This window comes from Mesorhizobium sp. M1312 (assembly GCF_040318115.1).
In the GTDB taxonomy this organism is placed as follows: Bacteria; Pseudomonadota; Alphaproteobacteria; order Rhizobiales; family Rhizobiaceae; genus Mesorhizobium.
In genome coordinates this window covers 1-13,092 of sequence record NZ_JAMYLQ010000019.1, presented here as the reverse complement: position 1 = coordinate 13,092, position 13,092 = coordinate 1, and the positions used below count along the sequence as shown (strand labels likewise).

Genomic DNA, 13,092 nt, shown 5'->3' with positions numbered 1-13,092 from the left:
GTTACGTTCGAGGATAGAGCCTCTTACTGCAAAACCATCCGACAACCAAGCGGCGGAAATGGGTTGAGGGATCGACGCTTTGTAAACCTTGTCCGAAGGTTACATTGAAGGTTGGTCGAAAAACGGTATCCGTCCACTGCCGCTGGCCTAGAATGCGGCAGAACCCGTGAAAAGGCTGCTGCTGGCGCATGTTGGATTACAGTTCGCTCCTGCTCGCGGCGGCGCTGTCGGGCACGTGCCTCAGCATCACCATGTTTGCGATCTGGTTCTCCGCGCCACAGGCAGGCTTTGTCCTGACTGTTGCGTGCGGCATTCTCGTGCTCGTCGCGCATGTGGTCTTGTTCTGGCATTATGCCAGGCATCCCAGCCCCTGGCTTTGCCAGATTGTGCTTGCGCTTCTCAGCCTGGGCTTCCTGACCCTCTGCCTCTCGGCCATGCAGTATCTCGGCATGCGCGACTACAGGCGCGCCATCTTGCCGACCTTGGCTGCGATGGCGGTTTGCGCAGGCGCGACGTCCCTCGGCTTTGATGGCGTCGGCTTCATCGTCAGCTACGCGACGGTTACGGCGCTGCTCACGCTTATCGGGGTGATGTTCTGGATCAAAGGTGGTCATGATCGCCGGATATTGCTGGTCGTTTCGTTCCTGAGCGGCGTCTGTGCGCTGTCCTTCGTGCTTTGCGGCGCGGTCCTGCTGGTCGAGGGCCAATGGGTGCTCGGCGTTGCACCCGACAACTGGGCCGAACGGTTGAATTCCGTCGTGGCGGTCGCCTGCATGACCGGGCTCGGCGCACTGACGCTCTCCCTGCACCATTTGCAGGCGCAGATCGAATTGAAGGCCGAGACCATGACCGACCCATTGACCGGGTTGATGAACCGGCGGGCGTTGACGGCATTCTACGGCGAGCGGGTTTTCGGCCCGTTCATGTCCGTCGCCATGTTCGATCTCGACCATTTCAAGAAAACGAACGACGTATTCGGTCATCCGGTCGGTGATCAGGTTCTGCGCCGCTTTGCCGCTGTCATCAGGAAATATGCCAGGACCGGCGTCGACGCCTTCCGGCTGGGCGGCGAGGAATTCGTCCTCGTCATGTCGCGGATGACAGAGGAGAAGGCTTACGATATTGCGAGTAAGATCAGCGTCGCCTTCGGCACGGAAGTCGTGGCCACCCAGCTTGGTCCTTTGCGCAGCACAGTCAGTGGCGGCATCGGCTTTGGCGGGACGGGTGGCACCAGTCTCGACCACGTGCTGGCCGAAGCCGACGCAGCACTCTATGCGGCAAAGCGCGCCGGGCGAAATCGCGTCGTCGCCCAGAAGACGAGCAAGGCCGGCGCGCCGGCCTTGCGTTCTGCCTGATTGAGGCTTCTATCTTCTTGTTAGACCATGATCTTGTCCGAAAACCGGATTCCACTTTTCGGGATCATTGTCTACTCCGCCGCGCCCAGATATTCCGACAGCGGCGGGCAGGAGCAGACGAGGTTGCGATCGCCGGCGACATTGTCGATGCGCGACACCGGCGGCCAGTATTTGGCTGATGAGTCTGCATCACCGGCCGGGTAGGCCGCCTCCAGGCGCGAATAGGGATGGCTCCACTGGCCGGCCAGCGCCTCGGCCGCGGTATGCGGCGCATTGACCAGCGGATTGTCGGCCAGGGGCCATTCGCCTTTCGCCACCTTGGCTGCCTCGCCCGCTATCGCGATCATCGCCTCACAGAAGCGATCCAGTTCGCTCTTGGGCTCGGACTCGGTCGGCTCGACCATTAGCGTGCCGGCCACTGGAAACGACATGGTCGGCGCATGGAAACCATAATCGATCAGCCGCTTGGCGATATCGTCGACGCTGATGCCGGAGCTCTCCTTGAGCACGCGGGTGTCGAGGATGCACTCATGGGCGATGCGAGCGTGCCTGCCCTTGTAGAGGAGCGGGAAGTGCGGCGCGAGCCGCGTCGCCACGTAGTTGGCGGAAACGATCGCCGTCTCGGTCGCCTGCTTCAGGCCGGAAGCGCCCATCATGCGGATATACATCCAGGTGATCGGCAGGATCGAAGCGCTGCCGAACGGCGCGGCCGACACGGCATGGCCAGAGCCTTCGGTGACGTGGCCGGGCAGATACGGTCTCAGATGCGCCTTGACGCCGATCGGGCCGACGCCGGGACCGCCGCCGCCATGCGGGATGCAGAACGTCTTGTGCAGGTTCATGTGGCAGACATCGGCGCCGATGTCGCCGGGGCGAGCGAGGCCGACCAAGGCGTTGAGGTTGGCGCCGTCGAAATAGACCTGGGCGCCATGCTCGTGAATGAGGGCGCAGAGATGGCGCGCGCCTTCCTCGTATACGCCATGCGTCGAGGGATAGGTGAACATAAGCGCGGCGAGATTCTTGGAATGCTCATTGGCTTTGGCACTCATATCGTCCATATCGATATTACCATCCTCGGTGCAGCGCACGACGACGACGCTCATGCCGGCCATCGCCGCACTCGCCGGATTGGTTCCATGCGCGGATGACGGAATCAGGCAGACGGTGCGGTGGCCTTCGCCGCGCGAGCGGTGATAGCTGCGAATGGCGAGCAGCCCGGCATACTCGCCCTGGCTGCCGGCATTGGGCTGCAGGCTGACCGCATCGAAGCCGGTGATCTCCGACAGCCAGCCTTCCAGTTCGCCGACCATCGCGCGATAGCCTGCCGAATGCTCGGCCGGCGCGAATGGATGCAGATTAGCGACGCTTGGCCAGCTCACCGGCATCATCTCGGCGGCGGCGTTGAGCTTCATCGTGCAGGAGCCGAGCGGGATCATGGCGCGGTCGAGGGCCAGGTCCTTGTCGGCCAGCCGGCGCAGGAAGCGCATCATCTCCGTTTCCGAGTGGTTTTCGTGGAAGACCGGCTGGCTGAGAAACGCCTTGCCGCGCGGCTTTCCGGGCATGGTGCTGCCGGTAGCGGCGCCTGCCTTGGCGCCGAACAGCGCCGCGATCGCGTCCAGATCGGCATCGGTCGAGGTCTCGTCGAAGCTGATGCCGATGTGGTCGGCGTCGATGACGCGCAGCAATCGGCCGGTCTTTTCAGCGGCAGCGGCGATTGCGCCGGCTCTGCCTTTCACTTCCACCGTCACCGTGTCGAAGCGGCTGGGGCCAAGCACCGAAATTCCTGCTGCCTTGAGGCCGGCGGCCAGGCGGTTGGCCAATGAATGGATTCGGCCGGCAATCGCCTGCAGCCCGGCAGGGCCATGCCAGATCGCATAGGCCGTCGCCATGTTGGCGAGCAGCGCCTGCGCGGTGCAGATGTTGGAGGTCGCCTTGTCGCGGCGGATATGCTGTTCGCGCGTCTGGAGCGCAAGGCGATAGCCGGGGCGGCCCTTGCTGTCGGTGGACTGACCGACAAGGCGGCCGGGCATCAGCCGCGTCAGCCTGTCGGAGACGGCGCAATAGGCGGCGTGCGGCCCGCCAAAGCCCATCGGCACGCCGAAGCGCTGCATCGGGCCGACGGCGATGTCGGCGCCAAGCCTTGCCGGCGCTTCGGTCAGCGTCAGCCCGAGCGGATCGGCAATGAAGACGACCAGCGCGCCGGTGGCGCGGGCTTTCTCGATTGCCGCCTTGTGGTCGCCATAGACGCCAAAAGTGTCGGGCCAGGAGACCAGCAGAGCGGCGGTATTGTCGTCGATGGTTTCGCCGTCGACCTCGATGCCGAGCGGTTCGGCGCGGGTGCGCACGACGTCGAGCGTCTGCGGATGCGGCGTGCCGGCCAGCGCCACCTTGGTCCGCTTGTCGCGATGATGGCGTAACGCGATGCCGACAGCCTCGGCCACCGCCGTCGCCTCGTCGAGCAGCGAGGCCGACGCCACCGGCAGGCCGGTCAGTTCGGTGACCAGCGTCTGGAAATTGAACAGCATTTCGAGCCGGCCCTGGCTGATCTCGGCCTGGTAGGGCGTGTAAGCCGTATACCAGGCCGGGTTCTCGAACAGATTGCGCTGGATGACCGGTGGCACGTGGACGCCGTGGTAGCCGGCGCCGATGAAGCTCTTCAGAACTGTATTTTTCGCCATTGTCGCTGAAAGCTCGGCCAGCGCCTCCGCTTCGCTCGCCGGGGCCGGCAAGGCCAGCGGCCGGTCGAGCCGGATCGATTTCGGCACAGCCTGGCTGATCAGCGTCTCGACTGAGGGAACGCCGATCGTCGCCAGCATGGCTCTGACGTCATTGAGGCCGGGGCCGATATGGCGGGCCGAGAAGGCGTAGGGTGCTGCGGTCATCTTCCTGGTCCTGCTATCAACCAATATGGGCTTTGTAGGCGACCTCATCCAGGAGGCCTTCGAGTTGGCTTTCATCGGCCAGCTTCATCTTCCACAGCCAGCCGTCGCTGGTCGCCGCCGAATTGACCAAAGACGGGTCCGACGAAAGCGAGGTGTTGGCCTCGGTGATCTCGCCGTCGACCGGTGCATAGACGTCCGATGCCGCCTTGACGGATTCGACCACGACGGCCGTATCGCCCTTGGCCAGCTTTTTCCCAAGCTCCGGCAATTCGACGAAGACGAGATCGCCGAGCTGCTCCTGCGCGTAGTCGGTGATGCCGACGGTGGCGACACCGCCTTCGACGCGGAGCCATTCGTGATCTTCGGTGAAATAGGTTTTTGCCATGAGAAGGTTCATCCTTTGCGGTAGCGATGCGGCGTGAAGGGCAGGGGATTGATATCGACCGGGATTTTGGTCCCGCGAACGTCGGCGAAGAGTTTTGCGCCAGGTTTAGCCAGCGACGTCTGGACATATCCCATGGCGACCGGATGGGCGGCCGACGGGCCGAAGCCGCCGGAGGTGACGTGGCCGGCGGGATCGCCGTCGGCGTCGAAAAGGGCAGCGCCAGTGCGCACCGGCTGGCGGCCTTCCGGCTTCAGGCCGACGCGTTTCTGCGCCGGGCCGCGCTCCAGGATTGAACGCAATGCGTCGGCGCCGATGAAAGCGCCAGAGGCGCGAACCTCCTTCGGGATCGCCCACATCAGCCCGGCGCTGGCCGGGTCGATCTCAGGCGTGATGTCCAGTCCGTGCAGGCACAGCCCTGCTTCGAGCCGCAGGCTGTCACGGGCGGCCAGCCCAACCCACATCACGCGCTCGTCCTCGAGCAGTTTGGCGACGAGATTTCGCGCATCCGCTTCCGGCAGGCCGATCTCGAAACCGTCTTCGCCGGTATAGCCCGACCGGCTCATGAACCAGTTCTCGCGGGGTTCAAAGCCGTGCATGAACAGCAGCGATCCGGTCTCGATGCCGGCGCGGGACAAGGCGGCCCAGGCCTCGGGCCCCTGGACCGCCAAGAAGACGCGGTCGAGTGCATCGATCTTGGCCTCAAAATCACCCTTTGCCTCAAAATCTAGGGCAAGGGCGCGCAAGTGCTTTTCGTCGGCTTCGGCATTGCCGGCATTGGCGACGACCATGAAGCGTTGCTGGCCGAGCCTGGTGACGATCAGATCGTCGATGATGCCGGCCGCTTCATTGAGAAAGAACGTGTATTTGGACTGGGAAATCTCAAGCGCGCCGGCGTCGAGCGGGCAGGCACGATTGAGCAGCGCCTCAGCGCCCGGGCCACGGATCTCGAACAGCTTCATGTGCGAGATGTCGAACAGGCCGGCATGTTCGCGGGTATGAAGGTGCTCCTTCATCACGCCGGCCGGATAGGTCAGCGGCATCGACCAGCCGGCGAACGCGCCAAAGCGCGCACCGGCGGCCGCGTGCAGGTCTTCGAGGGGAAGGTGTTTGGTGTCGTCGCCCGTCATGTCATCTCCAGAGTCGCACGCAATCGGCCGCGAATGGCGACCAGTCCGTGCCCCTCTGTCTGAAGCCTGAGAGACTCGCGCCCCGTAACTCTGTCGGCAGCGCTTACACCTTCGGCGCGGGGGCAAGCCCCGACTTTCCAGAGTGTCTTTCCCGTCTACGGTTCTTTTGCCTGAGAGATTTCGGGCGATTTCCCCTTCGGCGGCAGCTCTCGCTGCTCTCTCCCGCAAACAGGTAGGACTCAATTGAGCCCTCGACTCGTCATCCATAGCCTGTGGGCGACACCTTGTCACCTGCCAGCGACACCTTACCGACAAGTCTTCGCTAACCACGCAGTTTGCCGGTTTCTCAAGACGTTGCTGATGTTGGGGACCGATACATCCATGCGCAGCCCCGGCGCTGACAGCGACGATGGCTACTGAGCGTCGTTCCGGGGTTGGTCAAATGCCGCCGTACCAGTCGTAGCCATTGTCCTCCCAATAGCCGCCCCTGCCGCCGCCGATAGTGGCGAAATCGTCGACCAGTTCGATCTTGCGGAGATATTTCGGCATCTTGTAGCCGATCTGGCGCTCGACGCGGACGCGCAGCGGCGCGCCGTTCTCGACTGGCAGCGGCTTGCCGTTCAAGCCATAGGCAAGGATCGTCTGCGGGTGACGGGCATCGACCAGATCGACCGAGCCGTAATATTTGATGTCGCCGGACAGGCTGCGGTCGATCGTGTCGAAGCAATGGAACATCACGTAGCGCGCCTGCGGCTTGACCACCGCCTGATCAAGCACCAACGACAGCGGCGTGCCGGTCCATTTGGCGATGCAACTCCAGCCTTCGACGCAGTCGTGGCGGGTGATCTGGGTGCGGCTTGGCATGTTCATCAGCTGCTCGCGGGTCAGCGACAGCGGCTTTTCGACAAGGCCGGAAACCTCAAGCCGCCAGTCGGCGAAATTGTTGGCGAGCAGGCCCTTGTAGACATCGTCGTCCGGCGCTGTGACGCCATTCGGCCGTTGCGGCTGGCGAATGTCGGCTTCGGTGAATTCCGGCGCCAGCGAATCGCCGGCGAGCAGGCGTTGCGCGCGCCAGGTCAGGCCGTTGGCGCCTTCGAGGAAGCTGCGCAGGTCGTCGCCGACGCGAATCTGGTTGTCGAAGGCATCGCAACCCGACAGCATGATACCGGAGACGCCGAGGCTGGCCGAGGTCAGGAATTTTCTGCGGCTGATCACAAACTTCGCCATCTCACGCACTCCTCTCGGGCGTCTTGCTGCCAGGCGCCGGCGGGTCGGTTCGGTACCAGCCGGTGATGATGGAACGCAGCTCGTTGATCGGGCCGGCGGCGAAGATCATCAGGATATGGATGATGAAGAAGGCGACGAGCAGCAGCATCACGATGAAATGAATCGTCCGCGCCGTCTGCCGGCCGCCGAGCAGATCGTTTAGGAATGGCAGCACCGCATTCATGCTCGGCGACATGGCGAGGCCGGTGATGATCATTAGCGGCAGCAGCACGAACATCACGCTGCCATAGGCCATCTTCTGCAGCGTGTTGTATTCGCGCGTGTGGTGGAACTTGAATTTGGCATGATCGACGATGTCTCGCGGCAAGCGCCTGAGATCGCCGATGCGCGGGACAAGATCACGGCGCAGATGACCGTTGCTCAGGCTGGCGACCAGCCACACGACCAGTGTCGTGGTCAGTATCCAGGCGAAGAAGAAATGGAAGACGCGGGCGGTGCCGAGGTCGTAATAGGAGGGGATCGTCGCCCAGGACGGGAAGGCGCGGGACGTCTCCCGACCCGCCGGCCCCGACCAGCCGAGCACACCGGTTGTGTCGAAGCGTTTGCCGAAGATTTCGGTGTAGCCGCGCGGACCGTTTGCGGTGTTCTCGGCGCCAATGGCGAAGACGGTGTTGTTGTATGCAAATCCCGACTCCTTGCCGATATAGAGCTGGGGGCGGGCATTGAAGATCTGCAGGCCGGAAAGCAGCATGAAGAACAGCGAGATGGCCCAGAGCCAGTGCGTCAGTCGCGTCCAGCGCGATTGCCGGTAGATCAGCGTCGCATCCTTCCGCGCGGCACTATCTGGCCCGACGGTGGATTGGCTCCTGGCAACCGGTTTCATTGTTTCGCGTCCTCCCGGCCGCTCACTCGGCCTTTCCGGTCGTTCTCCTCCCACTACGTTGCCAGCCAAAGCGATGTTTCATCCGATCACGGAAATATTACGGCCTGCCTTGGTACTACCGGCTTCCGAGACTGACGGCGAGGTTGACCGCAGCGGCGACGATCACTGTATTGAAAAAGAAGGACACGATCGAATGCAAAAGCACGATACGACGCATTTGCGTGGTCGAGACCGCGGTATCGGAGGTCTGCGAGGTCATGCCAACGGTGGTCGAGAAGTAGAGGAAATCCCAGCCGTCCGGCTGCTCCTTACCGGGAAATAAAAAGGCCGCCGACGGGCTTTTTCTGCTTCGCTTTGCTGCCGTGATCGGTCTCTTCATCGTTCAGCCAGTAAACATGTGCGTAGTGCAGCGCCGTCATGGCGTGGATGGTGAACCAGCCGAGGGGGATCGACAGCAGCGCGAAGGTGAGTTCGATAGGATGCGCGCTGCCCTCGCGATTGATCAACTGGAACAACGAGATGATGGCGACGGCGACGACAATCAGCGTCACCGCAAAGATGACCAGCACCGGCTGGTCGGTGGCGCGGGCATGCTTGCTCAGATAGCGGTCGGTGAGCTGCGGCATCTGGGCAATGACGATGACGGTGTAAGCGGCGAAAAACGCATTGGCGCCGATCGAAAAGGCGAGTGGAGTGCGTAAGACCAGCGCAAGCGCCAGCGCTACTACACCTATGCAGGCCGACACCGCGAACTGCATATGGCGGTGCAGTGTTTTCTTCAGGGGCATCTCGGTCGTCATCGCCCGGCCTCTGATGGCGGTCCGTCGTACCGCCGCTCGTCTTTTAGGACTCGCACATTATAGCACTTTTGACCGCGCATGATGCCGAACATCGATTCCCGGTTTTGCTGCGCTGACCTCCGGTCCGGGGTCGAAGCGCTAGCCCAGCGCGGCGGATTTCAGCGCACGCCGCAAGATGCGGTCGAGCTCGCCGAGAAATCGCGAGCGGTCCTGCGGCGCGAAACTGGCATTGTACCCCTTGCTTTCGCCGGTCTCGCGCAGATGCTGCTTGAGGTCGCGCATCGCCACCGCCATCCCGATCGTTTCCGGCGTGAACGGGCGCCCGGTCGGGCCAAGCACGTGGGCGCCAAGAGCCACCGTGCGGGCGGCAAGCGGGATATCGGCCGTGACAACGATGTCGTTGGGCTTGGCATTGTCGACGATCCAGTCGTCGGCCGCGTCGGCGCCTTTGGACACGACGACGTTGCGGATCATCGGATCGCGCGACGGGCGCAGGCCGCCATTGGAGACAAAGGTGACGACGACGCCATGGCGCTCGGCAACTTTCTCGACCTCGGCCTTCACCGGACAAGCGTCGGCATCGACGTAAATGGCAGGTACGGGCATCGTTCGTTCCAACGCGTACGAAGCCTGGCGGCTTCGCCGGGCTTCATCGATGATATTCGGGCGGTCGCTATCCCTGCAACGCTTCGGACCTCTTCGTGGTCCATGCCGCGATGTAGCCCATCAGAGCCAATTTCACTTAATAAACCACCACGCTCCTGATGCTCTTGCCCTCATGCATCAGGTCGAAACCCTTGTTGATGTCTTCCAGCTTCAGTGTGTGGGTGATCATCGGGTCGATCTCGATCTTGCCGTCCATGTACCAGTCGACGATCTTCGGCACGTCGGTACGGCCGCGCGCGCCGCCAAAGGCGGTGCCCATCCAGGTGCGTCCGGTGACGAGCTGGAACGGCCGCGTCGAGATCTCTTGGCCGGCGCCGGCAACGCCGATGACCACCGACTTGCCCCAGCCGCGGTGCGATGCCTCAAGCGCCTGCCGCATCACCTTGGTGCTGCCGGTGCAGTCGAACGTGTAGTCGGCGCCGCCGATCTGGTCGGCGCCGCGCTTTGTCATGTTGACGAGATAGGGCACGATATCGCCTTCGATCTCCTTCGGATTGACGAAATGCGTCATGCCGAATCTCTCGCCCCATTCCTTCTTGTCGTTGTTCAGGTCGACCCCGATGATCATGTCAGCGCCGGCAAGGCGCAGCCCCTGGATGACATTGAGGCCGATGCCACCGAGGCCGAAGACGGCGGCCGTGGCGCCGATCTCGACCTTGGCGGTGTTGATCACTGCGCCGATGCCGGTGGTGACGCCGCAGCCGATGTAGCAGATCTTGTCGAAGGGGGCGTCGGGATTGACCTTGGCCACCGCGATCTCGGGCAGCACGGTGAAGTTGGAGAAGGTCGAGCAGCCCATATAGTGGAAGATCTTGTCCTTGCCGATCGAGAAGCGCGACGAGCCGTCCGGCATCAAGCCCTGGCCCTGGGTGGCGCGGATCGCGGTGCACAGATTGGTCTTTCTGGACAGGCAGGATGGGCATTGCCGGCATTCCGGCGTGTAGAGCGGGATGACGTGGTCACCCTTCTTGACCGAGGTGACGCCCTTACCGACATCGACGACGATTCCCGCACCCTCATGGCCGAGGATCGCCGGAAAGATGCCTTCGGGATCGGCGCCCGACAGCGTGAATTCGTCGGTGTGGCAGATGCCGGTCGCCTTGATCTCGACCAGCACCTCGCCCGCGCGCGGGCCGTCGAGGTCGACCTCCAGGATTTCCAGCGGCTTTCCGGCGGCGACAGCGACAGCGGCACGGGTTTTCATCAGCATCTCCTCTCAATCTGCAATCGAGGCGAGCTTTAGCGTATCTGCAGGTTCTGGACTATGGGACGAATTGACAGTTGGTAGCCGGGTTTTGGTGGGCGTCAGCCGACTTGCGCCCGGGATATACGCCAACTTGCCTTGACCGCCCGGGTGAAGCCCATAAAAGAAAGGCAGCCGAGGGAACGCGACCCGCATGTTCACAAAAATCCTGATCGCCAATCGTGGCGAGATCGCCTGCCGCGTCATCAAGACGGCGCGCAAGATGGGCATCGCCACCGTCGCGGTCTATTCGGACGCCGATCGCGACGCCGTGCATGTCGAGATGGCCGACGAGGCTGTACATATCGGGCCTTCGCCGGCCGCGCAAAGCTATCTGGTCCCGGAAAAGATCATCGCTGCCTGCAAGACGACGGGTGCTGAAGCCGTGCATCCCGGCTACGGGTTTTTGTCCGAACGCGCATCCTTCTGCGAGGCGCTGGAGAAAGAAGGCATCGTCTTCATCGGCCCGAAACCCAAAGCGATCAGGGCGATGGGTGATAAGATCGAATCGAAGAAATTCGCCAATGCTGCAAATGTGTCGACCGTACCCGGCTGGCTTGGCGTCATCGAGAATGCCGGTCATGCCGAGAAAATAGCTGGCGAGATCGGCTATCCCGTGATGATCAAGGCCTCGGCCGGTGGCGGCGGCAAGGGCATGCGCATCGCCTGGAGCAAGGCCGAGGTGCGCGACGGGTTCGACCGGGCGCGGTCGGAGGCCAAAAGCTCGTTCGGCGACGACCGCGTCTTCATCGAAAAGTTCGTGGTCGATCCGCGCCACATCGAGATCCAGGTGCTGGCCGACGCGCATGGCAACGCGCTTTACCTCGGCGAGCGCGAATGCTCGATCCAACGCCGCAACCAGAAGGTCGTCGAGGAGGCGCCTTCGCCTTTCCTCGACGCCAAGACCCGGAAAGCCATGGGCGAGCAGTCGGTGGCGTTGGCCAGGGCGGTCGACTATGAGAGCGCCGGCACGGTCGAGTTCATCGTCGATAGCCAAAAGAACTTCTATTTCCTTGAAATGAATACGCGATTGCAGGTCGAGCACCCGGTGACCGAGCTCGTCACCGGCATCGATCTGGTCGAGCAGATGATCCGCATAGCTGCCGGCGAAAAGCTCGCTATCAAGCAAAGCGACGTCAAGCTGAACGGCTGGGCGGTGGAAAGCCGCCTCTACGCCGAGGACCCGTATCGCAATTTCCTGCCGTCGATCGGTCGGCTGACGAGATACCGGCCGCCGGAAGAGGGACGGTTGGGCGAAATCGTCGTCCGAAACGATACCGGCGTCACCGAGGGGTCGGAAATCTCGATGTTCTACGACCCGATGGTCGCCAAGCTGTGCACCTGGGCGCCGACGCGGCTCGCGGCAATAGACGCCATGTCGGACGCGCTCGACAGCTTCGTCGTCGACGGCATCGAGCACAACATGCCGTTCCTGGCGGCGCTGATGCAGCATCCGCGCTGGCGGGAAGGGCTGATATCGACCGCCTTCATATCAGAGGAATATCCTGATGGCTTCGCGCCGATCGTGCCTGATAGCGAGGAGAAGGCGGTGCTGGCAGCGATCGCCACCGCGGTCGAACTGCTGCGCCGCGACCGGCTCGACCGGCTCGGCGGGCGGCTGGCGCCGCATTCGGGTGTCCTAAAACGCGACTGGGTGATCAAGATCGGCAAGGTCTACCTTTCGGCCTCCGTTATCGAAGGCATGATCTCCATTCCGATGGCGATCGATCTGTCGATTGACGGCGGCAGGGCGCTGACGGTCACGTCCGACTGGCATCCGGGCGATCTCATCTGGCGCGGCAGGGTAGGCAATAGCAGGGTTGCAGCGCAGATCAGGCCGGTGCCGAACGGGCTTCGCATGGCCTGGAAAGGCATGTCGGTGACGGCACGCGTCATGCTGCCACGCACCGCCGAGCTCGAAAGGCTGATGCCGGACAAAGTGGCGCCGGACACGTCGAAGATGCTGCTCTGCCCGATGCCCGGCCTCGTCGTATCGATCGCCGTTGCCGAGGGGCAGGAGGTCAAGGCCGGCGAGACGCTGGCCGTGGTCGAGGCTATGAAGATGGAAAACGTGCTGCGCGCCGAGCGCGATCTCACCGTGTCGAAACTCAAGGCGAAGCCAGGCGACAGTCTCGCCGTCGATGCGGTGATCATGGAATTCGCGTGAGGCTGAAACAAAAACCCGCCTCGGCGGCGGGTCACTGGCATATCAGCACCATGCATATATTCCTAGCATAACTGCCGTCATAAAGCAATGTATCGCGAGCTCGCAGACTCGAATCACTACCGCTGGACTCGCATCGTCCGGTGCCGGACAATACATCTTCATCGACTGAGTCCTTGTGAGGCGGCGCTGAAAAATCATGGCGAATGAGACACTTCCACGCGATCCCTTGCGCCGCCCCCCCGTTTTTTATGGCGCGGGGGCCGGAGGTGCCGGGCGGGGGGGGCAACAAATGGGCCGGGAGTAGGGCGATTTGGGGCGGGCTCGGCGGGTTTCGCGGCGGCCCCGTGTGGGGGGTGG

The 13,092-nt window shown here is 62.8% G+C and carries 9 protein-coding genes, 1 pseudogene and 1 riboswitch; of the genes and pseudogenes, 2 read left to right on the top strand and 8 right to left on the bottom strand.

Annotation, left to right across the window (positions count from 1 at the left end):
* The first annotated feature begins 188 nt into the window (after positions 1 to 188).
* A complete protein-coding gene (locus tag NKH36_RS20915) occupies positions 189 to 1,355 on the top strand; it encodes a GGDEF domain-containing protein (protein ID WP_352964132.1) in 1,167 nt (388 codons plus the stop codon).
* A 71-nt stretch (positions 1,356 to 1,426) separates the two neighbouring features.
* Here NKH36_RS20915 and gcvP read toward each other — a convergent pair whose 3' ends face one another.
* The 8 genes and pseudogenes from gcvP to NKH36_RS20875 form a co-directional block, all read right to left on the bottom strand.
* Positions 1,427 to 4,237, bottom strand: coding sequence for an aminomethyl-transferring glycine dehydrogenase (gcvP, locus tag NKH36_RS20910; protein WP_352964135.1), 2,811 nt, complete (start codon positions 4,235 to 4,237; stop codon positions 1,427 to 1,429).
* A 16-nt stretch (positions 4,238 to 4,253) separates the two neighbouring features.
* Positions 4,254 to 4,622: a glycine cleavage system protein GcvH gene (gcvH, locus tag NKH36_RS20905; protein ID WP_352964138.1), complete on the bottom strand. Its 369-nt coding sequence runs from the start codon at positions 4,620 to 4,622 to the stop codon at positions 4,254 to 4,256.
* Between the two features lie 8 nt (positions 4,623 to 4,630).
* Positions 4,631 to 5,749 (bottom strand): glycine cleavage system aminomethyltransferase GcvT, encoded by a 1,119-nt coding sequence (gene gcvT, locus NKH36_RS20900; RefSeq protein WP_352964141.1) that lies wholly within the window; start codon positions 5,747 to 5,749, stop codon positions 4,631 to 4,633.
* Positions 5,750 to 5,897: 148 nt separating this feature from the next.
* Positions 5,898 to 5,984, bottom strand: a riboswitch (glycine riboswitch).
* 203 nt (positions 5,985 to 6,187) lie between these two features.
* On the bottom strand, positions 6,188 to 6,976 hold the full coding sequence (locus NKH36_RS20895; protein WP_352964144.1) for a molybdopterin-binding protein: 789 nt from the start codon (positions 6,974 to 6,976) through the stop codon (positions 6,188 to 6,190).
* A gap of 1 nt (position 6,977) precedes the next feature.
* Entirely contained in the window at positions 6,978 to 7,859 is an 882-nt protein-coding gene (locus NKH36_RS20890; protein WP_352964147.1) for a cytochrome b/b6 domain-containing protein, read from the bottom strand.
* Positions 7,860 to 7,974: 115 nt separating this feature from the next.
* Positions 7,975 to 8,659, bottom strand: a pseudogene (locus tag NKH36_RS20885) (DUF1345 domain-containing protein).
* A gap of 138 nt (positions 8,660 to 8,797) precedes the next feature.
* Positions 8,798 to 9,265, bottom strand: coding sequence for a YaiI/YqxD family protein (locus tag NKH36_RS20880; protein WP_352964149.1), 468 nt, complete (start codon positions 9,263 to 9,265; stop codon positions 8,798 to 8,800).
* 136 nt (positions 9,266 to 9,401) lie between these two features.
* Entirely contained in the window at positions 9,402 to 10,529 is a 1,128-nt protein-coding gene (locus NKH36_RS20875; RefSeq protein WP_352964260.1) for an S-(hydroxymethyl)glutathione dehydrogenase/class III alcohol dehydrogenase, read from the bottom strand.
* 193 nt (positions 10,530 to 10,722) lie between these two features.
* Between NKH36_RS20875 and NKH36_RS20870 the strand changes: the two genes are divergently transcribed.
* Positions 10,723 to 12,735, top strand: coding sequence for an acetyl-CoA carboxylase biotin carboxylase subunit (locus NKH36_RS20870; RefSeq protein WP_352964257.1), 2,013 nt, complete (start codon positions 10,723 to 10,725; stop codon positions 12,733 to 12,735).
* Positions 12,736 to 13,092 lie beyond the last annotated feature (357 nt).

Excerpts from the sequence above, each read along its gene's own strand:
- NKH36_RS20915 (WP_352964132.1), top strand. The coding sequence starts at position 189 with ATGTTGGATTACAGTTCGCTCCTGCTCGCGGCGGCGCTGTCGGGCACG.
- gcvP (WP_352964135.1), bottom strand. The coding sequence starts at position 4,237 with ATGACCGCAGCACCCTACGCCTTCTCGGCCCGCCATATCGGCCCCGGC.
- gcvH (WP_352964138.1), bottom strand. The coding sequence starts at position 4,622 with ATGGCAAAAACCTATTTCACCGAAGATCACGAATGGCTCCGCGTCGAA.
- gcvT (WP_352964141.1), bottom strand. The coding sequence starts at position 5,749 with ATGACGGGCGACGACACCAAACACCTTCCCCTCGAAGACCTGCACGCG.
- NKH36_RS20895 (WP_352964144.1), bottom strand. The coding sequence starts at position 6,976 with ATGGCGAAGTTTGTGATCAGCCGCAGAAAATTCCTGACCTCGGCCAGC.
- NKH36_RS20890 (WP_352964147.1), bottom strand. The coding sequence starts at position 7,859 with ATGAAACCGGTTGCCAGGAGCCAATCCACCGTCGGGCCAGATAGTGCC.
- NKH36_RS20880 (WP_352964149.1), bottom strand. The coding sequence starts at position 9,265 with ATGCCCGTACCTGCCATTTACGTCGATGCCGACGCTTGTCCGGTGAAG.
- NKH36_RS20875 (WP_352964260.1), bottom strand. The coding sequence starts at position 10,529 with ATGAAAACCCGTGCCGCTGTCGCTGTCGCCGCCGGAAAGCCGCTGGAA.
- NKH36_RS20870 (WP_352964257.1), top strand. The coding sequence starts at position 10,723 with ATGTTCACAAAAATCCTGATCGCCAATCGTGGCGAGATCGCCTGCCGC.